This is a genomic window from Streptomyces sp. CB02959, from assembly GCF_002803155.1.
In the GTDB taxonomy this organism is placed as follows: domain Bacteria; phylum Actinomycetota; class Actinomycetes; order Streptomycetales; family Streptomycetaceae; genus Streptomyces.
In genome coordinates, this window is the sequence record NZ_NNBP01000044.1 from 17,984 (window position 1) to 44,777 (window position 26,794).

24 protein-coding genes and 1 pseudogene are annotated in these 26,794 nt (G+C 72.5%); 10 read left to right on the forward strand and 15 right to left on the reverse strand.

Going from position 1 to position 26,794, the window contains the following annotated elements:
• Positions 1-63: 63 nt before the first annotated feature.
• The gene (locus CG747_RS42800; protein ID WP_100607297.1) at positions 64-903 is read left to right on the forward strand and encodes an RNA polymerase sigma factor SigF; all 840 of its coding nucleotides are present in this window, start codon (positions 64-66) and stop codon (positions 901-903) included.
• 177 nt (positions 904-1,080) lie between these two features.
• The gene (locus CG747_RS42805; protein ID WP_100607298.1) at positions 1,081-1,860 is read left to right on the forward strand and encodes a hypothetical protein; all 780 of its coding nucleotides are present in this window, start codon (positions 1,081-1,083) and stop codon (positions 1,858-1,860) included.
• Positions 1,861-1,984: 124 nt separating this feature from the next.
• Here CG747_RS42805 and CG747_RS42810 read toward each other — a convergent pair.
• Positions 1,985-2,332 (reverse strand): annotated as a pseudogene (locus CG747_RS42810) (UTRA domain-containing protein); the annotation flags it as partial.
• Positions 2,333-2,353: 21 nt separating this feature from the next.
• Positions 2,354-2,731, reverse strand: a complete 378-nt coding sequence (locus CG747_RS42815) for a hypothetical protein (RefSeq protein ID WP_100607300.1) — start codon at positions 2,729-2,731, stop codon at positions 2,354-2,356.
• Positions 2,732-2,945: 214 nt separating this feature from the next.
• Here CG747_RS42815 and CG747_RS42820 point away from each other — a divergent pair, with 214 nt between their 5' ends.
• Positions 2,946-3,422: a VOC family protein gene (locus CG747_RS42820; RefSeq protein WP_100607301.1), complete on the forward strand. Its 477-nt coding sequence runs from the start codon at positions 2,946-2,948 to the stop codon at positions 3,420-3,422.
• Between the two features lie 79 nt (positions 3,423-3,501).
• Here the strand turns inward: CG747_RS42820 and CG747_RS42825 are convergent, their stop codons facing one another.
• Together CG747_RS42825 and CG747_RS42830 are read right to left on the reverse strand one after the other, a co-directional pair.
• The gene (locus tag CG747_RS42825; protein WP_100607302.1) at positions 3,502-3,708 is read right to left on the reverse strand and encodes a DUF397 domain-containing protein; all 207 of its coding nucleotides are present in this window, start codon (positions 3,706-3,708) and stop codon (positions 3,502-3,504) included.
• Positions 3,705-4,535 (reverse strand): helix-turn-helix transcriptional regulator, encoded by an 831-nt coding sequence (locus CG747_RS42830; protein ID WP_100607336.1) that lies wholly within the window; start codon positions 4,533-4,535, stop codon positions 3,705-3,707. The genes CG747_RS42825 and CG747_RS42830 overlap by 4 nt, the downstream gene beginning before the upstream one ends.
• Positions 4,536-4,951: 416 nt before the next feature.
• Between CG747_RS42830 and CG747_RS42840 the strand changes: the two genes are divergently transcribed.
• Entirely contained in the window at positions 4,952-5,338 is a 387-nt protein-coding gene (locus CG747_RS42840; RefSeq protein ID WP_100607304.1) for a hypothetical protein, read from the forward strand.
• A gap of 347 nt (positions 5,339-5,685) precedes the next feature.
• Here the strand turns inward: CG747_RS42840 and CG747_RS42845 are convergent, their stop codons facing one another.
• Positions 5,686-5,919, reverse strand: a complete 234-nt coding sequence (locus tag CG747_RS42845; RefSeq protein WP_100607305.1) for a hypothetical protein — start codon at positions 5,917-5,919, stop codon at positions 5,686-5,688.
• Between the two features lie 434 nt (positions 5,920-6,353).
• On the opposite strand from CG747_RS42845, the gene CG747_RS42850 reads away from it, so the two are divergent.
• The 3 genes from CG747_RS42850 (at position 6,354) to CG747_RS42860 (ending at position 10,639) form a co-directional block, all read left to right on the forward strand.
• Positions 6,354-6,836 (forward strand): MarR family winged helix-turn-helix transcriptional regulator, encoded by a 483-nt coding sequence (locus CG747_RS42850; RefSeq protein WP_100607337.1) that lies wholly within the window; start codon positions 6,354-6,356, stop codon positions 6,834-6,836.
• A gap of 20 nt (positions 6,837-6,856) precedes the next feature.
• Positions 6,857-9,472, forward strand: coding sequence for an MFS transporter (locus CG747_RS42855; RefSeq protein ID WP_100607306.1), 2,616 nt, complete (start codon positions 6,857-6,859; stop codon positions 9,470-9,472).
• A gap of 324 nt (positions 9,473-9,796) precedes the next feature.
• Entirely contained in the window at positions 9,797-10,639 is an 843-nt protein-coding gene (locus CG747_RS42860; RefSeq protein WP_100607307.1) for a YceI family protein, read from the forward strand.
• Positions 10,640-10,720: 81 nt separating this feature from the next.
• On the opposite strand, the gene CG747_RS42865 is transcribed toward CG747_RS42860, so the two are convergent.
• The gene (locus CG747_RS42865) at positions 10,721-11,548 is read right to left on the reverse strand and encodes a TrmB family transcriptional regulator (RefSeq protein WP_100607308.1); all 828 of its coding nucleotides are present in this window, start codon (positions 11,546-11,548) and stop codon (positions 10,721-10,723) included.
• A 454-nt stretch (positions 11,549-12,002) separates the two neighbouring features.
• Here CG747_RS42865 and CG747_RS42870 point away from each other — a divergent pair, with 454 nt between their 5' ends.
• Together CG747_RS42870 and CG747_RS48600 are read left to right on the forward strand one after the other, a co-directional pair.
• Positions 12,003-13,298, forward strand: coding sequence for a peptidase S8 (locus CG747_RS42870; protein WP_374701893.1), 1,296 nt, complete (start codon positions 12,003-12,005; stop codon positions 13,296-13,298).
• Between the two features lie 188 nt (positions 13,299-13,486).
• Positions 13,487-13,663, forward strand: coding sequence for a hypothetical protein (locus CG747_RS48600; RefSeq protein WP_180985969.1), 177 nt, complete (start codon positions 13,487-13,489; stop codon positions 13,661-13,663).
• 61 nt (positions 13,664-13,724) lie between these two features.
• Here CG747_RS48600 and CG747_RS42875 read toward each other — a convergent pair whose 3' ends face one another.
• The 6 genes from CG747_RS42875 to CG747_RS42900 form a co-directional block, all read right to left on the reverse strand.
• Positions 13,725-14,498: a TetR/AcrR family transcriptional regulator gene (locus tag CG747_RS42875; RefSeq protein WP_100607310.1), complete on the reverse strand. Its 774-nt coding sequence runs from the start codon at positions 14,496-14,498 to the stop codon at positions 13,725-13,727.
• Positions 14,499-14,596: 98 nt separating this feature from the next.
• Positions 14,597-16,180: an MFS transporter gene (locus tag CG747_RS42880; RefSeq protein ID WP_100607311.1), complete on the reverse strand. Its 1,584-nt coding sequence runs from the start codon at positions 16,178-16,180 to the stop codon at positions 14,597-14,599.
• A 97-nt stretch (positions 16,181-16,277) separates the two neighbouring features.
• Positions 16,278-18,632, reverse strand: coding sequence for a glycosyltransferase family 39 protein (locus tag CG747_RS42885; RefSeq protein WP_257981127.1), 2,355 nt, complete (start codon positions 18,630-18,632; stop codon positions 16,278-16,280).
• A gap of 35 nt (positions 18,633-18,667) precedes the next feature.
• Entirely contained in the window at positions 18,668-20,035 is a 1,368-nt protein-coding gene (locus CG747_RS42890; protein ID WP_257981128.1) for a bifunctional glycosyltransferase family 2/GtrA family protein, read from the reverse strand.
• A gap of 78 nt (positions 20,036-20,113) precedes the next feature.
• Positions 20,114-21,610 carry a sensor histidine kinase gene (locus CG747_RS42895; protein ID WP_374701894.1) on the reverse strand — a complete coding sequence of 499 codons (1,497 nt, stop codon included), beginning with the start codon at positions 21,608-21,610 and terminating at the stop codon, positions 20,114-20,116.
• Positions 21,611-21,847: 237 nt separating this feature from the next.
• Positions 21,848-22,549 carry a response regulator transcription factor gene (locus tag CG747_RS42900; RefSeq protein ID WP_100607338.1) on the reverse strand — a complete coding sequence of 234 codons (702 nt, stop codon included), beginning with the start codon at positions 22,547-22,549 and terminating at the stop codon, positions 21,848-21,850.
• A 275-nt stretch (positions 22,550-22,824) separates the two neighbouring features.
• Here CG747_RS42900 and CG747_RS42905 point away from each other — a divergent pair, with 275 nt between their 5' ends.
• A complete protein-coding gene (locus CG747_RS42905) occupies positions 22,825-23,409 on the forward strand; it encodes an NADPH-dependent FMN reductase (protein ID WP_100607315.1) in 585 nt (194 codons plus the stop codon).
• Between the two features lie 115 nt (positions 23,410-23,524).
• Here the strand turns inward: CG747_RS42905 and CG747_RS42910 are convergent, their stop codons facing one another.
• The 3 genes from CG747_RS42910 to CG747_RS42920 all read right to left on the reverse strand — a co-directional run bounded on the left by CG747_RS42910 (position 23,525) and on the right by CG747_RS42920 (position 26,728).
• Positions 23,525-24,418: an amidohydrolase family protein gene (locus CG747_RS42910; RefSeq protein ID WP_100607316.1), complete on the reverse strand. Its 894-nt coding sequence runs from the start codon at positions 24,416-24,418 to the stop codon at positions 23,525-23,527.
• 89 nt (positions 24,419-24,507) lie between these two features.
• Positions 24,508-25,365 (reverse strand): DUF2797 domain-containing protein, encoded by an 858-nt coding sequence (locus CG747_RS42915; protein ID WP_308303848.1) that lies wholly within the window; start codon positions 25,363-25,365, stop codon positions 24,508-24,510.
• 223 nt (positions 25,366-25,588) lie between these two features.
• Complete coding sequence (locus CG747_RS42920; RefSeq protein ID WP_257981129.1) at positions 25,589-26,728, reverse strand: GlxA family transcriptional regulator; 1,140 nt, start codon at positions 26,726-26,728, stop codon at positions 25,589-25,591.
• Between the last annotated feature and the right edge of the window lie 66 nt (positions 26,729-26,794).

Sequence of the window (26,794 nt, forward strand, 5' to 3'; positions counted from 1 at the left end):
CTCCTCGGTCCGCCCTGGGCCGGGGATGCCGCAGCGACCCGTCCGCGACCTCAAGGGGGTGGCATGTCCGTAGAACTGGGCAGCTCAAAGGTGCTTTCCGCAGTTCCCGCGCCGGCACCACACGTGCATGACGACGTCGACGCCATCAACACCCGCTCGCTCTCCCGGTCCCTGTTCCTGCGGCTCGCCACGCTCGACAAGGACTCCGCCGAGCGCGCGTACGTGCGCGACACGCTCATCGAACTCAACCTCCCGCTCGTGCGTTACGCGGCCGCGCGCTTCCGCAGCCGCAACGAGCCGATGGAGGACATCGTCCAGGTCGGCACCATCGGCCTGATCAAGGCGATCGACCGTTTCGACTGCGAACGCGGGGTGGAATTCCCGACGTTCGCGATGCCGACCGTGGTCGGCGAGATCAAGCGCTTCTTCCGTGACACGTCCTGGTCCGTGCGCGTCCCGCGGCGCCTCCAGGAGCTCCGTCTCGCCCTCACCAAGGCCAGCGACGAGCTCTCCCAGAAGCTGGACCGCTCGCCGACCGTTCCCGAACTCGCCCTGTGCCTCGGGGTGTCGGAGGAGGACGTCGTCGACGGCCTGGCGGTGGGCAACGCCTACACCGCCTCCTCGCTCGACTCCCCCTCCCCGGAGGACGACGGCGGCGAGGGCTCCCTCGCGGACCGCCTCGGCTACGAGGACACCGCGCTGGAGGGCGTCGAGTACCGCGAGTCCCTCAAGCCGCTGCTGGCCAAACTCCCGCCCCGGGAGCGCCAGATCATCATGCTGCGGTTCTTCGCGAACATGACGCAGTCGCAGATCGGCGAAGAGGTCGGCATCTCCCAGATGCACGTCTCCCGGCTGCTCACCCGCACGCTGGCACAACTCCGGGAAGGGCTGATCTCGGACTGAGGAACGGTCCGCCGAGGGGCAACGGCGACAGCCCATCGGGGTCGCTCGGCGGACAGCAAGAGGAGACGGCACCGCACTTCCGCGCACCCCTCTCCCCTCTCTTCCCCCTTTCCCCTTCACACCTGACGCTTCGTCAGCGACACTGTCGCCCAGCCACCGCTGGGAGGTGTCCGCACGATGCGACGCACCACGTCTGCCGCCCACGTCGCCGCCGCCTCGGCGGCCGCACTCTGCCTGGGCGCCCTCCTCACCGGCTGCGGCACCGCGGCCGGCACGGGCTACGCCGCTGTAGGCGCGGCAGGCCCCTCCGATGGCACCGCACGGACGAAGCCCGCACCCCCACCGGGCGGCGTTCAACTGACGCCCCTGGACGGCGACGACACCGGCCCCACCGGCTCCCCTGGCCCCTTGCCGGGCACGACGGCCAACGCCCCGTCCGCCACCTCTGGCGCCCCTGGCGCCCCTGGCACCTCCGGCACCCCACCGTCCGCCCCGCCCGGGTCCCCCGCGGCACCACCCGCGGGCCACGGCAACGGCGACGCTCCCGGCTCCAACGCCCCGTCCCCGCCAAGCGGTTCCCCCGCCCCGCAGCCCAGCGGTTCTCCCGCGCCCGAGCCGCCCTCGCCCACCATCCCGCCCGGCCCGAACGCCCCGTCCGGTCTGGTGGTCGGCAAACCCGTCCTCGCGGACACCGACGTCCGCTGGTGCCAGCGCCTCACCATCGACTTCCTCAACACCGGCGACCACCCGGTCACCACCGGCACCGTCACCTTCGGCAGCCACGTCATCGGCGCCCTCGGCATCGACTGGGCCACCCTCGACTCCACCCACCCGCTCCCGCTCCCCCTCGCCCCCGGCAAACCGGCAACCGGCACCTGGCGGGTCTGCGTGGACGCCTGGCGGGTACCGCTGGGGATGCACCTGGACACCAAGGACGTGTCGTTCACGTGGAAATGACAGGGCGGTAGTCAACGGCGAATTCCGGCCGAATCGCGAGGGGGAGTCGGCACTGCGGGCGGCCGCGGGAAGTCCGCCACGGCACCTTGCGGATCACCGGATCCTCGGTCGGCCACTGTCTCCGTCATGCCTCGATGTCATATTCGAGTACGTACGCGGCCGAGTTCAGGATCATCTCGTTGACTTCGACAGGGCGGCCGCCGTCCGCGAAGGCGGTGCGGACGATGACGAACACGGGCGTGCCCATGGTGGGGCTGAGCCGGTTCGCCTCGTCCCGGGACGGCATCCGGCAGCGGACCTCCTCCCGGAAGTGGATGGGCCCGTAGCCCAGTTCCGTCAGGCGCGCGTATATGCCACCGGCACTGGTGTCTTCTCTGGTGACCGCCGATCCGGCCACCAGAGCGGCGGGAAGGAAACTCGTGGCCGGCAGCACCGGCTTGCCTTCGAGGACGAACCGGCGACTGCGCACGCAGGCCAGCGACAGAAGGATGACTCAGGAGGCGGACGGTTCGATCTCCCCCGCAAAGACGATGACCTGGTCGATGAGGCTCCGCCGCAGATGGACGACGTCCGTTCCCGCCAGGCGGGGACCTCCATCCGGCGTGGTGAAGACCCACTGGTACCGGGCCCACTCGCCAGGCATGTCCACCGCCGAGCAGCGCACCATCGTGCCGGTCCCCGCCGGGTGGCGCCGGATGTCCAGCACGAACCGCTCGACCGCCGCGATTCCTTCGCTGCGGCCCAACGGCCCCCAGAAGACCACGTCTGAGGTCAGAGCCTGGGAGAGCAGGGCAGTCACATAGCTGTCGCTCGAGGCATTGAACGCGGAGATGAACGTGTCGATCGCGGAGCGTGCAATCTCTTCCTGCATGCCCCAGTAATACCAGCCGTTTCGCGTGCGCTCGTCCCGCGAGCCGCCTTCCGATCACGGTGAACCATCCCGGTCGCAGCACCAGGCAGGATTCCCCACCCGAATGGCGATGAGTCCGGTGCCGCTCGGCGGTCGATACAGATGACGGCCCCCGGGCCACGGATCCACCGACCACGACCGTCCTACCACCCGGCCCCACCACCAGGAGCGCGTCATGCCGAAGATCATCCCCAACCTCTGGTTCGACACCCAGGGCTTGGAGGCCGCCGAGTTCTACTGCTCGGTCTTCCCGAACTCGAAGATCAAGAACGTCACGCACTACACGGAGGGCAGTCCGGGTACGCCCGGCACGGTGCTGACCGTCGAGTTCGAACTGGACGGCCGGGAGTTCACCGCGCTCAACGGCGGACCGCAGTTCACCTTCGACGAGGCCATCTCCTTCGCCGTCACCTGCGCCGACCAGGAGGAGATCGACCACTACTGGGCCAAGCTCTCCGAGGGCGGCGAGGAGGGCCCCTGCGGCTGGCTCAAGGACAAGTACGGGCTGTCCTGGCAGGTCGTTCCGGACGGGATGGCCGACATCCTGAACGACCCCGACCGGGCCCGCGCCGCCCGCGCGATGCAGGCCGTGATGGGCATGAAGAAGCTGGACATCGCGGCCATCAGGGCGGCCGCCGACGGCGAGGGGTGACGGGAGCGGCCCGCACGGCACGGGTACGACAACGGCCCCCGGTCGGGGGCCGTTCTGCTACTCACTCAACGCAACAGAGTCAGCGGGAAAGCGTGTTGCCTTTGACTGCCACGATGAAGGAGGAGAAGGAGGTAGCCGGAAAAGAGAGGACCGGACCCTCCACGGCCTTGCTGTCCCGGACCGGGACGACGCCGTGCGAGGGCGCGAGGTTGGTGGCGACCTCGATGCACTGGCCGCCATTGCTGCTGTAGCTGCTCTTGACCCAATGGGGGGATTCGGTCGTCACGGTGTGCCCCTTCGCAACTGTTTGATCAAGGCCACAGAGTCCACCTGCGAGCAGGCTTCGGCCTGCAGCTGATGGTAGGCCGTCAGGTGGGGCTGTACGAATCTCATATCGCGCTCCAATCGCCCTTGCTGCGACGACTCGGCATAGGCGATATGAGCCCGGTCGGGGAGGGTGAGCAGCGTAACGGGTAGGTCGAACGCCCGCCGCTCGCCAAGGTCGTACGGGGCCACCTGGAAGACCGTGGAAGGCGACTCGGCGAACGCAAGGAGCCGGTCCAGCTGCTCCGCCATGACCTGAGGTCCGCCGACCGGCCGCCTGACACAGCTCTCGTCCAGGACGACGAAGACCATCGGTGGCGGAGTCCGCTCCAGGGAAGCCCGCCGCTTCGCGAGGAGAGACAACCGTTCTTCTGCTTGCTGCTCCGTGATCGCACCACGGCGGACAGCGCCGGCCGTGATGGCGGCAGCGTAGTTGGGGACCTGCAGCAGTCCAGGGATGATGCCCAGCTCGAAGAGTCTGATCTCCGTCGCCTGTGCCTCAAGCGGCACGAAGTCGTCGAACCCTTCCAGTATCGCGCTGGCCCATACGGCACGCCCCTGGCGTTCCAGCCGATCACCCGTGCCGAACACCTTGTCGGCACTCGCCGCGAAACGAGGAGTTGGAGGGCGACGCCCAGTTTCTACGGCGGAAATGTGCGTCGGGGAAAATCCCATGCGCGCCGCCAACTCTTCCTGCGTCCACCCACGCTCGTCTCTCAGGCCGCGTAAACGCCGTGCGAAGCGGCCACCGGGCGAGTCGTCTGACTCCACGTTCTTCCGGTTCACCATCCGGGTCACCAACTCTCCACCCATGTCGCGCAAGTTGAGGACTCTCTGACTGTAGGCCACGCTGAATGCAGTTGGTAGCGGCTGCGCTACGGAGAGTTCAAGGAGGGTGGCCTTGCGGCTGACTCTGCGGCGAACGGCCCGGGCGCTCGCGGGAATGGTGACCGCTACTGACGGCCCGGGGCGTGGCCCTCAACCCTCAGGAGGTTGACGACAGTGCTGCACACTATCCGAACGATCTTCGAAATTCTGCTGGGCCTGTTACTGCCCGCCCACGGCTGTCACCGGGCGGCCGGCGCGCGGCCCACCGCACGGCGGGAACGACGCGTGCAGCGAGGTCGGCGGCGGGACTTGTGGCTGGCGGTGCACGGTGTCGACGTCGGACCGCGTCGGCTGCACGGGGTGGAGGTGGCGGCGCGGTGAACGCCATCGACGGTGCGCGGCTGTTGCCGTGGACCAGTTGGGACGGGAAGCCGTGCTATCTCCTGCGCGGCGACGGGACCGGTTACGTCTCCCGGCTCGCCGACCGGGTCGAGGCGGAGCAGATGACCTCGGCTGCCGAACTCATCGAGGACGCCTACCGCATTCTGGCCGACCGGACGTGGACACCGGGCGAAATCCATCTGCTGGCCGTCGAGTTGAACGACCGGCTGGCCAAAGTGCACCGGGTGTCGGAGAGTCGGGGCGCTCGCCTGCTGCTGATGGAGGAGGCGGAGGAAGAGGAAGACGGCAACGGGCTCGACTCCGATGACGCCGATGAAGGGGCGGAGACGGAAGGGGCGGCTCTCCGCCCGTCGCCCAGGTAGAGCAGGGTGGGCGGGTCGAGGTGTGGCGCGGCTTTCGGCCGCCCGGCTCGACCGCCTGCGGCTTCCCCCGACCGGGCACGCCCCTGAACGTAGGGGCAGCGGCCGTTCCGGCCGAGCCGACGGGCTCGGTTCGCGGCTCCGGTCCGTCCTGCGGGGAGCGTCCCGGGCGCTCCCCTGAAGGGTGCCGTGGCGGGTCCGCCCACACGGTGAGGGAGATCGGTCCCGCCCGGTGAGCTTGAGCACCGGGCGGGGCTGCGCCCGCGGCGGGGTGCCGGGCGGGGTCCGGCGGGTCGCCGGGCCTCGGCGGACGGTGGCCTTCGGGCGAACTCCCGCCGCCCGTCGGGTCGTCAGCCCAGCGCCAGCCAGGCCGCGCCGGCGATCACCACGAGGGCGACGATCACGCCGACGATCAGGCCGACGCGCGGACCGCCGGACGCCTGCTGGGGCATGGGGGCGCGGCCGCCGCCCTGCGGGGCACCGCCTTGCGGGGTGCCGCCCTCGTCGACGAAGGCTTTGAACATCTGCGTGCTGCCCGCCGGGTCGTAGTTGCCCTCGGCCTGGTTCTGCGGGTTGGTCGCCATGGGCAAGGACCCTAGCGAACCCCGGGCGTGGGGGCACCCTTGGGGCGCGTATCCTCCGCGGGCGTGCGCGAGCGCGGGCCGGAAGGGTGGGGCGGCCCCGCCTACGGAGCGCATATCCCCTGGTCACGGAGTGCAGGCGGGTCGTCTACGGGGCGGCGCGTGACGCGTACATGGCGTGAACTTCCGGGTGGGCACGAGGGGGCAGGGCGGCACAAAGGCCGCGCACACCTCGGCGGGCCGCCCGCTTATCGCATTGACCAGCACCTTTACACGCGGAAACAGCTTTCTTGGTGCAGTCATGGGTCAGACTTTGCTAGTCCCGTAGTCACATCTGCGCCAAATCGTTTGCCTTCAGCAACCAACTTTGCCTATGGTTGCCCCAAGCAACAAAACAACCGCGTAGGTTGCGCAGGTGAAGAGGCGTGGAGGAGCCGGTGGCCGCTCACAGTCAGTACGAAGAGCTGGCCCGGCAACTCAGCGCCATCGGGGCCGTCAAGCGGGAGATGGGGCGGATCCTGCCCCAGGACTGCCCGCCGGCGTCGGCCGGGGTGCTCACGCTCCTCGACCGGCACGGCGAGATGCGGATGAGCCAGCTGGCCGAGCTGCTCGCGATCGACATGTCGGTGACCAGCCGGCACGTCGCGCACATCGCTGAGCGCGGCTGGATCGAGCGCGAGCCCGATCCGGCGGACAAGCGGTCGCGGCTGCTGCGACTGACCCCGAGCGGCAGGGAGCTCCTGGCGGAGCTGGCCGAGCGCTACACCCAGACACTCGCCCGGTATTTGGACGACTGGACCGACACCGACGTCGGGCACCTCATCGAGCTGCTCGCCAGGCTCCGCACGAGCTTCGGCGACTGCCGTACCCGGGCGCATCACGACTCCCCCGCCACCACCCGTACCCCCGCAGCAGGATGAAAAGGAAGTAAAGGAACCACATGGCTACGACCTCACCAGCCGGTGTGCGGGGCGGGCATGCCAAGCATGGGGGCGGCCACGGCGCTTCCCATGACGGCCCCATGACGCACCGTCAGATCATGGAGGCGCTGTCCGGGCTGCTGCTCGGCATGTTCGTCGCCATCCTGTCCTCGACGATCGTCTCCAACGCGCTGCCGCACATCATCCACGACCTGCACGGCGGCCAGAGCTCGTACACCTGGGTCGTCACCGCGGCGCTGCTGGCGATGACCGCGACCACGCCGCTGTGGGGCAAGCTCTCCGACCTGTTCAGCAAGAAGGCGCTCGTCCAGATCGCGCTGGTCATCTACGTCGGCGGTTCGGTCGTCGCCGGTCTGTCGCAGAACACCGGCATGCTGATCGCCTGCCGCGTGGTGCAGGGCATCGGCGTGGGCGGTCTGTCCGCGCTGGCCCAGATCGTGATGGCCGCGATGATCTCCCCGCGGGAGCGCGGGCGTTACAGCGGCTACCTGGGCGCGACCTTCGCGGTCGCGACCGTCGGCGGTCCGCTCCTCGGCGGCGTCATCACCGACACCAGCTGGCTCGGCTGGCGCTGGTGCTTCTACGTCGGCGTGCCGTTCGCCGTCATCGCGCTGATCGTGCTCCAGAAGACCCTGAAGCTCCCGGTCGTCAAGCGCGAGGGTGTCAAGATCGACTGGGCCGGCTCGTTCTTCATCGCCGCCTCGGTCACCCTGCTGCTGGTGTGGGTCACCCTGGCCGGCAAGAACTACGACTGGATCTCCTGGCAGACCTTCGCCATGGTCGGCGGCGCGGTGGTGCTCGCGGTGATCTTCGTGATCATCGAGTCCAAGGCCAAGGAGCCGCTGATCCCGCTGCGGCTGTTCCGCAACAAGACGATCACGCTGGCCACCATCGCCTCGCTGTTCGTCGGCATCGGGATGTACAGCGGCACGGTCTTCTTCTCGCAGTACTTCCAGCTGGCCGAGGGCAAGACCCCGACGATGTCCGGCATCATGACCATTCCGATGGTCATGGGCCTGTTCCTCTCCTCGATGATCTCCGGCCAGATCATCACCCGTACCGGGCGCTGGAAGATCTTCCTCGTCAGCGGCGGTGTGCTGCTCACCGCGGGCCTCGGCCTGCTGGGCACGCTGCGCACGGACACCCCGTACTGGCACGCGGCCGTCTACATGGCGCTGATGGGCCTGGGCGTCGGCATGATGATGCAGAACCTGGTCCTGGCGACCCAGAACCAGGTCGCGCCGCAGGACATCGGATCCGCCAGTTCGCTGGTCACTTTCTTCCGTACCCTCGGTGGTGCGGTGGGCGTCTCGGCGCTCGGCGCGGCGCTCGCCAACCGCGTCACGCACTACGTGACCGACGGCCTGACGGCCCTCGGCCCCAAGGCCGCCGCGGCGGCGAGCCACGGCGGTGGCAGCAGCGACGGGATCCCCGACCTGTCGGCGCTGCCGGCCCCGATCCGGTCGATCATGGAGGACGCGTACGGGCACGGCGTCGGTGATGTCTTCCTCTACGCGGCTCCGTTCGCCCTACTCGCCCTGATCATCACCCTGTTCATCAAGGAGGTCGCCTTGCGCAGCAAGTCCGGTACGGAGCGCGCCCTCGCCGGAGACGGCGACGGCGACGCGTCCCAGGCCCCCGCGGCATCGGCCCCGTCGGCCGCGTCCGCCCCGGCGCCCGCCGCCGCGGTCGAGGAGCGGGAACCCGCCCTGGTGGGTGCTGTCCCCTCCCTGTCCGACTCCATATCCGACGACGACGGCCTGCACACCCCCTCCTGGGCCAAGCCGGCCGCGGCGGCCCAGCCCCTGGCGGCGTACGCGTCCGCCGGCGGCGGTGACGCCACCCCGACCGGTTCCTCGGTCCACGGCTTCGTCCGCAACGCCGAGGGCAACCCGGTGCCCCGCTCCGCCGTCACGCTGATCTCGCTCAGCGGCCGGCAGTTGGGCCGCTCGGTCGCCCAGGCCAACGGCTCCTACGCGCTCCAGGCGCCCGGCGCCGGCTCGTACGTCCTGATCGCGGCGGCCGACGGCCACCAGCCGCAGGCGTCCACGGTCGTCATCGGCGAGACGCCGCACGGCTACGACATCCTGCTCAGCGGCACCAGCGGCCTGACCGGCCAGGTCCGCAGCGCGATCACCGGCGAACCGGTGGGCGACGCGATGGTCGTCGTCACCGACGTCCGCGGCGAGGTGCTCGCCACCAGCCGGACCTCCGCCGAGGGCACCTTCTCCTTCGGCGAACTGGCCCCCGGCACCTACACCGTGGCGGTCAACGCGGCGAGCTTCCGGCCCGCCGCCCAGCCCGTCGAGATCGGCGGCCAGGGCACCACCCGCACCGAGATCGAGCTGCTGTCCGGCGCCCGGGTGCAGGGTGTCGTCCGGGCCGGGGCGGACCGTGCCCCGCTGGCCGACGCCCGGGTCACCCTGGTCGACGCGGCCGGCAACGTCGTGGCCACCTCCACCACCGGAGCGGACGGCGCCTACGCCTTCACCGACCTGAACGCCGGCGACTACACGGTCATCGCGAGCGGCTACCCGCCGGTCGCCACCGGCCTGGCCGTCAACGCCGGCGGGCTGGACGGCTACGACGTCCAGCTCTCCCACCCCGGGGACTGACCCCGGACCCGGGCCCCGCGACCGCGGCGGCCCGGCCGACACACCCCGGACCGGGGCGCGCATTGAGCGGAGACGCGCCCCGGCCCGGACCCCGGACTCCGGCGGCGGCGCTGCGCACAGGCAGGGGACGGCCTGCAGGCCGCCGCCGGAGTCCACCCCTCCACCGACCGGCCGGGGAACGGTACGCACCGGGGGCCGGACCGGGACCACCCAGGCCCGCAGGGCCCGACGGACCACACGCTCACACGGACACACGCACGGACAGGCACGGCACGTACCCGCACCACACGGCACGTACCGGCACTGAACGGGAGAGGCACGTAAATGACTTCGACGGGCGCGGGAGCTGCGGGAGTACGGGCACAGGTCCGCACGCGGGACGGCTGGGCGGTACAGCACGCCGTGCTGACCGTCACCGACATGACGGGCGCGCAGGTGCTGCGCGCGTCCGCCGACGAGGACGGTGCGGTGCGCAGCGCGGAGCCGCTGCCCGCCGGCCCCTACACGGTCATCGTGACCGCCGTCGGCTACGCACCGGTCGCCTCCAGCGCGATCGTCACGGCCAGCGGCCGGATGGACGTCGGCAGCGTCGTCCTGGCCCGCCAGGGCGGCGTGGAACTCCCGCCGCCGGGCCCCTGGACCATCGACCCCATGCACTCCACGGTGGCCGCGGTCGCCCAGCACCTGGGCATCTCCAGCGTGCACGGCCGCTTCACCGAGTTCAGCGGCCGGATCGACATCGCCGAGGACGTCGAGAAGTCCCGGGTGGAGGCGGTCATCAAGGCCGCGTCGATCGACACCGGCAACGGCATGCGCGACGGCCACCTGCGCAACGAGGACTTCCTCAACGTCGAGGTCTACCCGCAGATCACCTACCGCAGCAGCGGACTCGAACCGGCCGGTCCGGACCGCTGGACGGTGCACGGCGACCTCTCGCTGCACGGCGTGGTCCGCCCCGTCGACCTCGACCTCAGCTACCTCGGCACCGGCCCGGACCCGTGGGGCGGCGTCCGCGCCGCCTTCCGCGCCACCGCCGAACTGCGCCGCGAGGACTTCAAGATGAACTACAACCAGGTCGTGGCCGCCGGTATCGCGGCCATCGGCACCACCCTCAAGGTCGAGCTGGACATCCAGGCCGTCCAGGGCGAGAGCCTGCCCATGGGCTGAGCGGCGGCCGGACGCGAGTCCGTGCGCGTCCGCGCGAAGGGGCGGGCCCCGGCGAATCGTTCGCCGGGCCCGCCCCTTCGGCTACGTCCGGAGCGCCGCGTGCGGTTCCGGGGCGGTGGCCGCGGTCTCCCAGACCGTCAGGAAGGCCAGCCGCAGACAGGCCGCGAGCGCCGGGTGCTCGATGACCAGGGCGGTGGTGGAGTCCGCGCCGGCCACCGGGTCGGGCATGTCGCACAGGACCACCGAGGCATCGGCGATGACGAGTTTGAGCGGCAGGTCCGCGGTGAAGCGGGCCTCCTCGCCGGCTTCCGCGAAGCTGCGGACGTTGGCGAGCATGCCGGCGTCCTCCATGGCGCCGGAGGAGTAGATGGCGCGGATGACGCCGCCGGCCCGGTGCAGCCGGCGGGCGGCCGCCATGCCCTCGGCGTTCTCCGCCGGGGCGACGAACGGCGGTTTGCAGAAGCTCAACAGCTCGCGGCGGGCCTGCCGCTGGATGTCGGCGAACCGTTCGGAGATCGCCGTGGGGTCGCGCAGGATCTCCACGTAGTCGAGCGGGTCGCTGTGCCCGCGGCCGTCCGCCCACAGCGGCTGGAGGGACGCGGCCAGGGTGCCGGAGGCGCGCTCCAGCCGCTCCAGGGACTCGCGTTGCAGCGCCACCAGCCGGGCGACGGCGAGTTCGGGGGCGACGGCCGAATAGGTCGCCACCCGTCCGGGGTGCGTATTGGCCAGCCGCCGCCGGACCAGCGCGTCCAGCACGTCGTACACCCGCTGGCGCGGTACGTCGGCCTCGCGGGCGACCTCGGCCGCGGTGTACGACTCCCGCCGGATCAGGGCGAGATAGATCCGTGCTTCGTAGCGGGCCAGGCCCAGCGCGACGAGGTTCCCGACCGCGTCTTCTTCCAACTCCATGACGCACCAAGGTAGCGGGCCGCACCGCCGGGCGGGCGGGTGGCCGGGAGGCAGCCAAAAGCGGACCAGGAGAAGGCTTTGCCGTAACCCGGTGTCCCTTTGACAGTGTGTTCACTACTTTCCTAACAAGCCACCACTGACCGGGGTGGCACCCACCGAGTGCACGTGCGCGACGCACCACCGGAGCTGTACGGAGTCCACGGGGGGCCGGACGTCATGCCCGTGACGTGACGGGGCACCGTGCGGAGGTCTGCGCGTCACACCTCCGCACCGCCGACTGTCATGTTCGTGACATGCCGCCCGGACCACGCGACTCCGCGGATCCGCCCCCTGCACCACCGGAACCACCGCACCACCGGCACCACTGCGTTCCCGCACCGCACCCGCACCCCCCACCTGGCGTCCGCGGACCGTCGGCCGCCGGCCCCCCTCTCCCCCCACGGAGGTCACTCCCTTGCCTTCCCTGCGAAACAGCACGGCGGACAGCAGCAGAGCGGACCGCACCGGAGGGTCGGTGCGCCGCGGCGTCCCGGCCTTGCTGTCGGCGGCCACCCTCGTCATCGGCGGCCTGATCGCCGCCGCACCGGCGGGCGCAGCCCCGGCCCCGGCCGCCCCGCACGCGTCCCCCACCGCGTCGACGTCCGTCCCCACCCACCGCCTGTGCGCGGAGCCGGCCAAGCCCGGCTACATGGCCTGCAACGCGGTGGCCCGGACCGACGTGAAGCAGAGCCTCGCGCTCGGCCGCCACCTCACCCCGTCCGGCTTCGGCCCCAGCGACCTTCAGGGCGCCTACAACCTGCCGAAGACCGGCGGCTCCGGGCAGACCGTCGCGATCATCGACGCCAACGACGACCCCAACGCCGAGAAGGACCTGGCGACCTACCGCAAGCAGTACGGCCTGCCGGACTGCACCACGGCCAACGGCTGCTTCAAGAAGGTCGACCAGAACGGCGGCACCAAGTACCCGGCGCCGGACGCCGGTTGGGCCGGTGAGATATCCCTCGACGTCGACATGGTGAGCGCGTCCTGCCCCTCCTGCCACATCCTGCTGGTCGAGGCGAACAGCGCCAACATGGACGACCTGGGCGCGGCGGTGAACCGCGCGGTCACCATGGGCGCCAAGTTCGTCTCCAACAGCTACGGCGGCCCCGAGGACTCGACCGACACCACCTCGGACGAGAAGTACTTCAAGCACCCGGGCGTGGCGATCACCGTCAGCTCCGGTGACAGCGGCTACGGCGTCGAGTACCCGGCGGCCTCGCAGTACGTCACCGCGGTCGGCGGCACCTCGCTCAAGAAGGACAGCAGCACGCGCGGCTGGAGCGAGTCGGTCTGGGGCACCAAGGCGGGCGGCGAGGGCGCCGGCTCCGGCTGCTCCCAGTACGACGCCAAGCCGGCCTGGCAGAAGGACACCGGCTGCGCCAAGCGCACCGTCGCGGACGTCGCCTCGGTCGCCGACCCGGCCACCGGCCTCGCGGTCTACGACAGCTACCAGGCCACCGGCTGGAACGTGTACGGCGGCACCAGCGCCTCCGCCCCGTTCATCGCCGGCGTCTACGCCCTCGCGGGTGCCCCGGGCGCGTCCGACACCCCGGCCTCGTACCCGTACACCCACGCCACGTCGCTGAACGACGTCAGCAGCGGCGCCAACGGCTCCTGCTCGCCGGCGTACCTCTGCACCGCGGGCAAGGGCTACGACGGCCCGACCGGCCTCGGCACCCCGAACGGCGCCGCGGCCTTCACGAAGTGACCCACCCACCGGCGGCCTGACCCGGCCCCGCGCGGTCCCCGGACCGTGCGGGGCCGGTCGGACCGCCCCACCGACCGTCGCAGTCCGGCGCCCGCCCGACGAACCGGACTGCGACCCCCAACCCGTGGGCCCGGACCGTTCCCGACCGGTCCGGGCCCGCACCCGTACCGACCTGGTGGCGGTGTGAGATGACCCAGTCGTGCCCGGTCCGCCAGCCCCGGCTGTGCGGGGCGACCCGGCCGAAGGCCAGCAACAACCCCCGGCCCTGCGCGCGGACCGAACACCCCGAGGGACAGCACATCGACCGGCAGGGTGTCGCGTGGTCGGAACGGGCGGACGCGCCGTGGCGGGCGGACCTGCCGTAGCGGGCGGACGCCTCGTGGCGGGCGGCGCGGCACGCCCGGACGGCGCGGTCCAGGGGGCCGCTCAGCCCGCCTGGCCGGCCCGCATCGCGTCGATGCCCGCGATCTGCAGGTCCAGGGCGAAGGCGAAGTCGCGGTCGAGCATGTCGCGGGCGTTGCCGTCGCCCATGGCGTAGCCGGCGCGGCTGGAGAGCTCCCGCATCTCGGCGAACTCGGGGCGGTCCGAGACCGCGGCGACGACCTGGGTGAAGTAGTCGTCGAGGCTGATGCCGGCGGTCCGGCAGCGCGCCTCGTGCAGGGACCGGATGGTCGCGAAGCCGTAGACGAACTGGAAGACCGAGGCGAGCGCGCCGGAGGTGTGGTCCGGGCCCAGACCGCTGCGGGCCATCACCCGCAGGGTGGCGTTGGAGAGGGCCGTGGCGTGCGGCCCGATGTTGAGGACCTCGCCGAGCAGCCGGGGTGCCCAGGGGTGGCGCAGCAGGATGTCGCGGTAGGAGCGGGCCAGGCCGCGGAGCTGGTCGCGCCAGTCGGCGGTGTCGTCGGACGCGTCGGGCAGCTCCATCTCGCCGGCCACCGCGTCCACGGCCAGCTCCAGGAGGTCGTCCTTGGTGTCGACGTACCAGTAGAGGGACATCGCGGTGACGCCGAGTTCGGCGGCCAGGCGCCGCATGGAGAACTTGGCCAGCCCCTCGGCGTCGAGCAGCCGGACCGTCGCCCCGACGATCTTCTCCAGGTCGAGCCCGGCCGGCTGCTCCGCCTTCCTCCTGAGCGGGGGGCGTTCGGTCAGCCAGACGCTGTGCGGTCGCTGCTTGGCGCGCCCGTTCGTCGCTGCTGCCATGGCGCCCCTCCTCGGGTCGTACGGGTCGTACGGGTCGTGCGGATGTGCGGGCCGCCGGACCGGACGGGACGGGTGTGACGTCCCGTCCGGTGTCGATGCTATTCCGCCGGGGCCGGGGCGGGGCTCGGGCCGGCGCCCTGACCTGCGCCCTCCGCGCCGCCCTGGGCCTCGGGGCCGCCCGCCCCGCTCCCGGCGCGCTCCGCGCGGCGCAGCAGCACCGCGGCGAGCATCCCGCCGAGGAAGACGGCCGCCGCACCGACCAGCTGGCTGGTGCCGATACCGGACGCGAAGGCGTCGTGGACGGCGGTGCGCTCCTGCGCCGTATGGGTCCGGGCGAGGGCCGCGGGGAGCGAGCCGGCGCCCGCGGCGACCAGCGGAATCAGCGCGGCGAAGCGGGAGTTGAGGACCGCGCCGAGCACCGCGACGCCCAGGCCCTGGCCGAACTCCATCAGGGTGCCGTTGACCCCGGCGCCGACGCCGGCCTTGGCGGGCGGGATCGCGGACATCACGGCGTTGGCCATCGTCGGCATCGCGATCGCCACGCCGATGCCCATGACGACCAGGCCCAGCAGCATCCCGCCGTAGCTGTGGCCGCCGAGCAGCGAGATCGCGGCGAGGCCGACGGACAGCAGGGTCATACCGGAGACGATCATGCCCGGGGTGCCGATGCGGGGCGTCAGCCGGGCGCCCAGACCGGTGAAGTTGATCAGCACGACGGTGAGGGCGAGCGGCGCCATCCGCAGACCGGCGTCCAGCGGGCCGTAGCCGAGCACCAGTTGGAGGTGCTGGGTGAGCAGGAAGATCGAGCCGCCCATCCCGAAGGCCACCAGGATGCCGCCGGAGACCGCGCCGATGAACCGGCGGTTGCGGAAGAAGTGCATGTCCAGCATGGGGTGCGGGATGCGCAGCTCCCAGAAGGCGAAGAGGGCCAGGCCGGCGATGCCGACCGCGGCCGAGACCAGCACCCGGCCCGAGGTCCAGCCGGTCACCGGACCGGAGATGATCGCGAAGACCACGCCGACCATGCCGACCATCGACAGCAGGGCGCCCAGCACGTCCGGGCGCTCACCGCCGTGGCTCTTGGACTCCGGGACGAGGGCGAGGACGGCGACCAGCGCGATCCCCACGACCGGGAGGTTGACCAGGAACAGCGAGCCCCACCAGAAGTGGTCCAGCAGCGTGCCGCCGATCAGCGGCCCGGCGGCGAAGCTCAGGGAGTTCACCGAGCTCCAGATGCCGATGGCCTTCGGGCGCTCGGCGTCGTCGAAGATCTGCATGGTGACGGCGAGGGTGGTGGTGACCAGCAGCGCGCCGCCGATGCCCATCACGGCACGGGCGCCGATCAGCTGGCCGGGCGACTGGGCGAGGGTGGCGCCGAGCGACGCCAGGCCGAACAGCGCCAGGCCGGCGACGAGCATCTTCTTCCGGCCGTAGCGGTCGGCGGAGTTGCCGGCTATCAGCAGCAGGCCGGACTGGACCAGCGAGTAGGCGTTGAGCATCCACTGGACGTCGGCGGTGGTCGCGCCCAGTTCTTCGGTGAGGGACGGGACCGCGACGTTCAGCACGGTGTTGTCGAGGACGACCGTGAGTTGCGCGAGGCAGATGACGGCCAGGATCAGCCAGCGCGTGGCGGGCCTGCCCGGCGGCTGGAGGGTGGTGGCGTCGGGGGCCACGGCGGACATACGAGCTCCCTGTACGGTGCGAGCGGTTGACTTACACCGTACAGGGACTCTTATACGCCGTACATCTGTTTTCGACCGGGGGTGGCGGACCCCGCCGCTACGCCTTCCGCCGGGTCAGGTCGTAGAAGGTGGCGCCACCGGTGGTGACCTTCTTGAAGGTCTTCTCGACCCAGGCGCTGATCTGCGTCGCGGGACCCTGCTCGGCGCGGCCGCCACCGGGCATCCCCGGGCCGCCGGCCTGCTTGCCCTCACCGCCCGGGGCGCCGCGGAACAGGCCCCGCTCCCCCACGATGAAGTAGTGGATCTTCCCCTGCGCCACGTAGCGCTGGAACTGGGCGAGGGTCGGCGACGGGTCGCTCCCGTTGAAGCCGCCGATCGCCATCACGGGCTTCTGGGTGGCGAGTTGGTAGCTCGCGGCGTTCTGGGAGCCGACGGCCGCGGCGGCCCAGGTGTACCGGTCGGCGTTCCGCTCCACCAGGCGCTCGGCCTGGGCGCTCACCGAGGCGCCGTTGAGCAGGCCGCCCATACCGGCCGTCCCGCGCATCCGGCCGCCGTGCCCCGCGGCACCGCCGGGCCCGCCGGGGAAGCCGGGGAAGCCGCCCATCTGGCCGCCGCCGGGGAAGCCCTGGCCCCCCTTGTTCCCCTTGCTCCCCTTGCTGCGCCCGCCGGCGCCGCCCGGCAGAGCGATCCTGTTGCCGCCCTTCCAGAGCATCCGCCCCCGACCGCCGCCGGGGAAGTTCCCGCCGCCCTGGACCGCGGGACCGGCGGTGATGATCGAGCCGCCCTTGGGGGTGTTGACGGTGTCCAGGGTGTACGCGAGGGGGCCGGCCAGCGCCGTCGCCACCCCGAGCCCGGCCGCCACACCGGCCACGACCCCGGCCCGCCGCCGCGCCCGCCCCGGCACCCGGCCGTCCGGCCCGACCGCGCCCGCTCCGGCACCGCCGGCCGCATCACCGTCGGCCGGATCGCCGTCGGCCGGATCGCCGTCCGCGTGCTCGCCGTCCGCGGCCGGCCGCACGCCGTCCCGCGCACCCGTCCACGCCGTCAGCAGCAGCCCCAGCGCCGCCAGCAGACCGAGCACCAGCACCGCCCACCGCAACCACGGCAGCCATTGCGGCGACCGGCCCAGCAGGACGTACGACCAGACCGCCGTCACCCCGGCGACCACCGCCAGTACGCTCCGCGCCGGCCGTCCGCCGCGCCGCCACAGCAGCACCGACCCCATGCCGACCAGCGCCGCGATGTACGGGGCCAGCGCGATGTTGTAGTACTGGTGGAAGATCCCGGACATGAAGCTGAAGATGGTGAACGTCATCAGCAGCGCGCCGCCCCACACCAGGAACTCCGTGCGCTGGGCCGCCTGTTCGGCGTCGACCGCGCGCCGCGCCCGCCACAGCATGCCGACCGCGACGACCAGCAGGATCAGCGCGGCGGGCAGCAGCCAGGAGATCTGACCGCCCATGTCGGAGGAGAACAGCCGGGTGATCCCGGTCTGGCCCCAGCCGCCGCCCGGGCCGCCGGCGCGGTGGCCGCCCCCGACGCTGCCCCGCTCGTTCCCGTCGATCCGCCCCAGGCCGTTGTAGCCAAACGTCAGCTCCAGGAAGCTGTTGGTCTGCGAACCGCCCACGTAGGGGCGGGCCGACGCCGGCAGCAGCTCGACGATCGCCACCCACCAGCCGCCGGACACCACGAGCGCCAGCCCGGCCAGCAGCAGCTGCCCCAGCCGCCTGCGCACCCGGACCGGCGCGCAGCACGCGTAGACCACGGCCAGCGCCGGCAGGATCAGCCACGCCTGGAGGGTCTTGGTCAGGAAGCCCAGGCCGAAGCAGACCCCGGCCAGCACCAGCCACTTCGTCCGGCCCGCCTCAAGGGCGCGCAGCACACAGGCGACCGCGCACACCATCAGCAGGCACAGCATCGCGTCCGGGTTGTTGAAGCGGAACATCAGCGCGGCGACCGGTGTGAGCGCCAGCGACCCGGCCGACAGCAGGCCCGCCGCCGCCCCGAAGCGGCGCCGCACGGCCGCGTAGAGCACGCCGACCGCGGCGACGCCCATCAGCGCCTCCGGCACCAGGACCGCCCAGGAGTTCAGCCCGAAGAGCCGCACGGAGAGCTCCATCGGCCACAGCGAGGCCGGCGGCTTGTCCACCGTGATGGCGTTGGCCGCGTCCGAGGAGCCGAAGAAGAACGCCTTCCAGCTGACGCTGCCGGCCTGTACGGCGGCCGAGTAGAACTGGTTGGCGTACTTGGACGCCGACAGGTCCCAGAGGTAGAGCGCCGCGGTGACCGCCAACAGGGCCAGCAGCGCCGGCCGGGCCCAGCGCGGGTCCTCCGGCCACCCCCGCACGACCCGCTGGGCGAAGCCGCGCGCCGCGGCTCCCGAGGCGGAACCCGGGCCGTTCCCCGGCCCTCCCGCCGACACGTCGTCCGCTGCCGCCCGCTCCGGGGCCATCGCTCTCTCCTGCTCTGTACGGGGTGGACGGGGGCTCATCGCGTGCTCCTGCTGAAGTCGTTCCGGTCGTGCGCGTCCTGCGCGCCGAGCTTGCTGTCGGGCGTCCCGGGCCGGTCCTGCCCCTCCCCGGCCGTGCGGCCCGCCGCCTCCCGCCGCTCGCGCTCCGGGAACACCCAGGCGCGGAAGAGCAGGAAGCGCAGCACCGTGGCCGCGAGGTTGGCGGCCACCAGCACGGCCAGCTCGCTGCCGTGCGAGGGGTTGACGGTGGCGGAGTCGAGCGCCGCCAGCGACCCGCTGGTCAGCGCCAGTCCGATGGCGAAGACCACCAGGCCCTGCGCCTGGTGGCGGACCGCGCGCTCCCGGCCCCGCACCCCGAAGGTCAGCCGCCGGTTGGCGGCCGTGTTGCCCAGGGCCGACACCAACAGGGCGGCTGCGTTGGCCAGTTGGGGGCCCACCCCGAGCCGGAAGAGGGAGTAGAGGCCGAGGTAGAGCAGGGTGCTCAGGGCCCCGACGACGGCGAACCCGACGACCTGCCGGGCCAGCCCGCCCGGCACCCCGGCCAGTTCCCGGTCCCGGGGGTCCTCGCCGAACGGCCGGGCCAACCGGTCCAACGGCAGCGCACCGGTCGCCAGCGCCCGCCCCACCCGCCAGACGCCCTTGAGGTCGTCGGTCGCGGTCCGCACGAGGTGCACGGTGCTGTCCGGGTCGTCCACCCAGTCCACCGGCACCTCGTGGATCCGCAGCCCGGCCCGCTCGGCCAGCACCAGCATCTCGGTGTCGAAGAACCAGCCGGTGTCCTCGACCATCGGCAGCAGCCGCCCCGCGACATCGCCGCGGATCGCCTTGAAGCCGCACTGCGCGTCGGAGAACCGCGCGGCGAGCGAGCCCCGCAGGATCAGGTTGTAGGTGCGCGAGATGAACTCCCGCTTCGGCCCGCGGACCACCCGCGCGCTCCGGCTGAGCCGGGACCCGATCGCCAGGTCCGAATGCCCGGAGATCAGCGGCGCCACCAGCGGCAGCAGCGCGTTGAGGTCGGTGGACAGGTCGACGTCCATATAGGCCAGCACCGGCGCCTCGGACAGCGACCACACCGTGCGGAGCGCCCGGCCGCGGCCCTTCTGCTCCAGCCGCACGGCGGTGACGTAGTCCATCTCGTCGTCCAGCCGGGCGGCGATCCCGGGCGTGTCGTCGGTGCTCGCGTTGTCCGCGATGGTGATCCGGAACCCGTAGGGGAAGGTGCGGACCAGGTGGTCGTGCAGCCGACGCACACAGGGTTCGAGGTCCTTCTCCTCGTTGTAGACGGGGACCACGACATCGAGGACGGTCTCGATCTGGCCCGGGCGCAGATGCTCACGGGGCGGCAGGGAACCCAACGGCGTCGGGCTCGGCGGAGGCGTCGTCATGCTCACGACGGTCGCCAACCGCCCTGTCACGGCCGTGTGGTGAGCCTGTGCGCGGGCTGTGAGCCCGGCGGTCGCGCGCTACGCGGGCCCCCGCCCGCCCGCCGGCAGCGTCACCGTGAACACCGTCCGCCCCGGGACGCTCGCCACCTCCACCGTCCCGCCGTGCGCGGCCACCACCGCCTCCACGATGGCCAGCCCCAGCCCCGTACTGCCCCCGCTCCGGCCGCTCCCCGCGCTCCGCGAACGGGACGCGTCGCCCCGCGCGAACCGCTCGAAGACATGCGGCAGCAACGCGGCCGGAATCCCGGGCCCGTCGTCCTGCACCTCCAACTGCACCGCGTCCCCCACCACACCGAAAGGCCCGGACCCCGCCGGCCCCGCCCCACTCGGCCGCGGCCGCCGCACGGTCCGCACCCGGGCGGTCACCGTCGTCCCCTCCGGTGTGTGCGTCCGCGCGTTGGCCAGCAGATTGACCAGGACCTGGTGCAGCCGGTCGGCGTCCCCGCGCACCAGCGCGGGCGTGGACGCCGCCACGTCGGGCAGTTCCAGCCGCCAGCCGTGGTCGGGACCGGCCGCCCGCGCATCGCTGACCGCGTCCACCACCAGCGGCGAGAGATCCACCGTCCCGTACGAGAGCGGCCGCCCCGCATCGAGCCGGGCGAGCAGCAGCAGGTCCTCCACCAGGCCGGTCATCCGCTCGGCCTCGGACTCGATCCGCCCCAGCGCATGCCGGGTCTCCGGACCGGGCCGCTCCTTCCCGCGCCGGGTCAGCTCGGCATAGCCCCGGATCGACGCGAGCGGCGTGCGCAGCTCATGGCTGGCATCGGCGACGAACCGCCGCACCCTCGTCTCGCTCTCCTGCCGCGCCGACAGCGCCGAGCCCACGTGCCCCAGCATGCGGTTGAGCGCGGCCCCGACCTGCCCCACCTCCGTCCGGGCGTCCGCCTCGGCCGCCGGCACCCGCACATGCAGCGCCACCTCGCCCTGATGGAGCGGGAGTTCGGACACCCGGGTCGCGGTCGCGGCGACCCGCCGCAGCGGCCGCAGCGCGATCCCGACCATGGCCGAGCCCGCGATCCCCGCCGCGACCAGCCCGGCGAGCGTCACACAGCACTCGATCAGCACCAGCCGCCCGACCGTGTCGTTCACGCCGTTCAGCGGCATCCCCAGCACCAGCACGCCGTCCTTGGCGTACTGCATCCGGTACGAGCCGAGCCCGGGCAGATCCGAACTGTGCGGCTTGCCGTCCCGGGGCACCCCGTCCAGCACCGCGAGCTGGTCCCCGCTCAGCGAGGTGAGGCGCTCGGACGGCAACCGGCTCGTCGAACGGTTCATCCGCGCACCGACCTGGAGCCCCCCACCGGGCCCGACCCGCGCCCCCACCGACCCGAACGGCTGGCCGGGCATGGCCACGAACTCCAGCCCCTGGTCCCGCAGCGGATCGTGCGGCCGCGGCTCCTCCGCCCGCCGGATGCCTTCCCTCAGCTGACCGTCCAACTGCCCCTGCAGATACGAATGCAGCGCGACCGCCGTGACCGTGCTGATCACCGCCCCCACGACGGCGATCAGCGCCACCGCCGACACCACCAGCCGCGTCCGCAGCGTCCAGCGCCGCCGCCCTCCCGGCCCGAAACCCCCGAAACCGAATCGGGGACGGGGGCGGGAACGGGGACGGGAGTCGGAACGGGGGCCGGAAGTGGCCTCCGAAAGGGATCCGGCAGGTGGATGCGGACCAGAAACGGAACCAGAACCGGAACCGGGACGGGATGCGGACCCGGGCGTCGCCGCGGCCACGGAAGAGCCCACCGCCCGCTACCCGGCCGGCTTGATCAGATAGCCCGCGCCCCGCCGGGTGTGGATCATCGGCTCCCGCCCGGCGTCGATCTTCCGCCGCAGATACGAGATGTACAGCTCCACGACGTTGGCCTGCCCCCCGAAGTCGTAGCTCCACACCCGGTCCAGAATCTGGGTCTTGCTGAGCACCCGCCGCGGATTCCGCATCAGATAGCGCAGCAGCTCGAATTCCGTGGCGGTCAGATGGATGTCCTGACCGTCCCGCCACACCTCGTGGCTGTCCTCGTCCAGTACCAGGCCGCCCACGGTCAGCAGCGACTCGGTACGCACGGCCGCCGCACCCGCCCGCCGCAGCAGCCCGCGCAGCCGGGCCACCACCTCCTCCAGGCTGAACGGCTTGGTGACGTAGTCGTCGCCGCCCGCCGTCAGCCCGGCGATCCGGTCCTCGACCGCGTCCTTGGCGGTCAGGAACAGCACCGGCACGTCCGGCAGCTCGTTCCGCAGCCGGCCGAGGACGGTCAGCCCGTCCATGTCCGGCAGCATCACATCGAGCACCACCGCATCCGGCCGCCAACTCCTGGCGCACCGCAGCGCACCCGCGCCGTCGCCCTCCGCCCGGATGTCCCAGCCCTCGTAACGCAGCGCCAGCGACAGCAGATCCGCGAGCGAGGACTCGTCGTCCACGACCAGCACCCGCACCGGACTGCCGTCCGCCCGCAACAACTCCGGCTGCCTGCCGGTCGCCCTACCGACCGTCCTCCTGGAGGACGAGCCCGGGACCTGCGCACGGTTCGAAGCTGAGGACGTCGACGAAGTCAGGGTCATGCCAGGCAGCCTGACCTGGGCCTCTGAAAGCTCCCTTGCCGGTTTCTGTGAATCTCCTGAGAATCTCCCCTCCCTTCGGTCAAGCCCGCGGCCACCCGACGGGCGCGCCCTCCGCTCCCCTCACCACGCCCCACCGCCCCGCCCCCGCGCGCCCCCGTAACGTCACCCCCATGACCCGACTCCTGGCCGTTTCCGGCAGTCTCCGCGCCCGCTCCGCCAACGGCGCCGTTCTGCGCTCCGCCCTGGAACTCTTCGACGGTCCCACCGCCACCGCGGACATCGGCGCGCTCCCGCACTTCAACCCCGATCTGGACGGCGAGGGCGCCACCCCGCCCGCCCCCGTCGCCGCCCTGCGCACCGCCGTCGCCGGCGCCGACGCCCTGCTGATCGTCAGCCCCGAGTACGCCCACGGCGTCCCCGGCGTCCTCAAGAACGCCCTCGACTGGCTGGTCAGCAGCGGCGAGTGCGTCGGCAAGCCGGTCGCCGTGATCACCGCCTCGCCGTTCCCCACCGGCGGCGACCACGCCAACGCCCAACTCCGCGAAACCCTGCGCATGATGACCGGCAAGGTCGTCGCGGACGCCTGCCGGGAGATCCCCGCCATCGGCCCGAAGATCGACCCCGCCACCGAACGCGTCACCGACGGGCCCACCCTCGCCGACCTCCGCACCGCCCTGGCCCACCTGGCCACCGCGACCACCGAAGCCGCGGAAGCCGCCGAAGCCGCCACTGCGGACGTCCCCGCCACTCCTTAACCGGAACCGGAAGGGGAAGGCGAAGGCGAAGGCGAAGGGGAAGGCGAAGGGGAAGGAGAACGAGCCCCCTCCAGCCCCTGGAGCCCCTCCCGCCCCATCCCGTCCCACTCGCCGGCTACTCCACCCCGAACAGCCGCGCCCCGTTCCCGTAACAGACCGCCCGCAGCCACTCCTCCCCCAACTCCATCCGCTCCAGCACCTCCAGTGCATGCGCGTACCCGTACGGGATGTTGGGGAAGTCGCTCCCGAACAGCACCCGGTCGCCCGCGTCCAGCAGCCGCCCCCGCTCCGCCTTCGGGAACGGCGCGGCCTGCTCGACGAAATCCGTGAAGGCCATCGTGGTGTCCAGGCACACCCCGGGATAGCGGGCCGCCAGTTCCAGGAAGTCGACGTACTCCGGCATCCCCATATGGGCGACGACCAGCCGCAACCGGGGATGCCGGGCCAGCACCCGGGCGATCGGCTCCGGCCCGGTGTGCTTGCCCGGCACCGGCCCCGATCCGCAGTGGGCGACCACCGGAACCCCGGCCTCCGCCAGCAGGCCCCACACCGGGTCGAGCACCGGGTCCGCCGGGTCGTACCCGCCCACCTGCACATGCGCCTTGAAGACCCGTGCCCCGCCGGCCAGTTCGTCCGCCACGTACGCCGCGACCCCGTCCTCCGGGAAGAACGTCGCGGTCCGCAGGCAGTCCGGCGTACGGGCCGCGAAGTCCGCCGCCCAGCCGTTCAGCCAGCGCGCCATACCGGGCTTGTGCGGATAGATCATCGACGTGAACGCCCGCACCCCGAAGCCCCGCAGCACCGCCAGCCGCTCGTCCTCCTCGTAGCGGTACGCGATCGGCCAGTGGCGCCCCACCAGCGGCCCGGCGGCGTCGAAATACGCCCAGACCTTCGCCATCACCCGCTCGGGCATGAAGTGCGTGTGCACATCGATCAGCCCCGGCAGCCCCAGCCCCCGCCAGAACTCCCCGACCCGCCCGTCCCCGTCCACCGCAGCACGCCCTGCCATACGTCCTCCCACACACCGCTCACGCACCGAGTCGCACGCCCCACTCGGGCGCCGCCCCACCAGCGCCCCACACAACCCCCACCCGCCCCTCAAAACAACCCTTCCTGCTCCCCTCCCCGCTGCCCCCGCGGCCCGTCCGCCTCCGCGGCCCGCCGCACCGGCACCGTCGTCACCCGCCCCCGGGCCGCGCCCAGCACCCACCCGGACCACACCCGCGCGTCCATGACGGCGACCACCCCGGCCCCGCCGCCCGCGTCGGCCGCCCCCTCACCGGCCAACCGCAGATACACGTCCGCCCCCGCCCCGGCCACGACCTCGCCCACGACCTCCGCCCCGGCGGTCAGCCCGCCCAGCTCCGCGACCCCGCCCGCCGGCACCCGCGCCAGCCCGAACAGCTCCGAGTGATCCGCACACGCGAAATCCACCGGCTCCAGCGACTCCGGCCAGCCCGCCAACCCCCTGGCCCTACCGTGCAGTTCGCCCAGCTCCGCGGCCCGCTCCGGCACCGGGGGCAACGCCCCGCGCGCCGCCCGCTTCGCCTCCTTCGCGAACCGGTCCGGGACCCCCAGCGCGCTCCCCAGCAGCGCCTCCGCCCGCCGCGCCGCCATCAGCGGCCCACGCCCCAGCCAGGCGTACGCCACCGCCCCCTGCTCCACCAGCCGCGCCGCACCGCGCTCCGCCGCCGTGATCCCCACCTTGACCAGACCGGGCCCGAAGTACGCCAGATAGACGCCGTACGGACGGGGATCATCGGCCATGGTGTCCGCCGCCACCGACCGCGACCGGTCCAGCTGCGCACACCGCGCGCACTGGTCCTTCACCCCCTCGCCCTCCAGCACCGCGCCGTACGGGCAGACGAGCCACCGCCCGGCCCGCCGCACCCCCAGGCACCGCCGCTCCCCGACCGCCGCGAACGCCAGCGCCTTCCCCGGCGGCAGCAGGCTCACCCGCTCGGCGCCCCGCTCCGCGCAGTACCAACCGAGCCGCTGGCCGAATTGCCCCGCCGGCCCGGCCTCCGGCCCGCCGCCCGACCACCGCGGTCCCGTACAACGCCACACACCGTCAGCGTACGACCGCCCACCGACAACGCCCCGGCACCCGGCACCCGGCACCCGGACCAACCACCCGAGCCCACCAGGCCCACCAGGCCCACCAGGCCCACCAGCACCGCTACCCCACAGCCGACACAGCCACCACAGCCCCCACAGCCACCGCCCGCCCATCCCGCTCCCCCTGCACTCCCTGTACTCCCTGCACCCCTTCCTCCCCGTCTGCCCCTTCCTCCCCTTCCCCCGCCCCCCGGAACGTGCTCCGGTAGGCCCGCGGCGACACCCCCAGCGCCACCTGGAAGTGCTGCCGCAGCGACGCCGCCGTCCCGAACCCCGCGTCCGCCGCGACCCGGTCCACCGTCAGCACCGTCTCCTCCAGCAACTGCCGGGCCCGCTCGATCCGTTGCTGCGTCAGCCACTGCACCGGCGACAGCCCCACCTCCTCCCGGAACCGCCGGGTGAAGGTCCGTACGCTCATCGACTCCCGGGCCGCCAGCTCCCGCAGGCTCAGCGGCCGGTCCAGGTGCTCCAGCGCCCAGGCCCGCGCCGCGCCCGTCGACGACACCTGCGGCTCCGGCACCGGCCGCCGCACGTACTGCGCCTGCCCGCCCTCCCGGTGCGGCGGCACCACCGTCCGCCGCGCCACGTCGTTGGCCACCGCCGCCCCGTGGTCGCACCGCACCATGTGCAGGCAGAGATCGACACCGGAGGCGACCCCGGCCGCCGTCAGCACGTCCCCCTCGTCGGTGTACAGCACATCGGCGTCCAGCTCGATCTGCGGGAACAGCCGCCGGAAGTCGTCCACCGACCGCCAGTGCGTGGTGGCCCGCCGCCCGTCCAGCAGCCCGGCCGCGGCCAGCACGAACGCCCCGGTGCAGATCGACGCGATCCGGGTCCCCGGCCGGATCCGGGCCAGCGCGTCGGCCATCGGCGGGCTCAGCCGCCCCTCCCGCTGCTCCGTCCCCAGGTCGTAGTCGATCCCGGAGGCCGGCAGGACGACCGTGTCCGCGGTCTCCAACACCTCCGGTCCGTGCGCCACGTTGATCGTGAAGTCGGCGTCGGTGCGCACCTCCCCCGGCTCCAGCGCGCACGTCACCACCGTGTACAGCTCCTCGCCGGACGCCGACCTGGCCTCCCCGAAGATCCGGTGCACGATCCCCAACTCGATGGGCAGCATCCCCGGCCGCACCAGCACCGCCACCCGGTGCCGCCGCAGTCCGTTCCGGTCCGGCTCCCGCTCGTCCGCTCGACCCCAGTCCATGGCCGGATCCTTGCACAGCATGACCTTCGAGCCACTCGTCCGCCGTCCGCCCCACCGCGGAGGGTG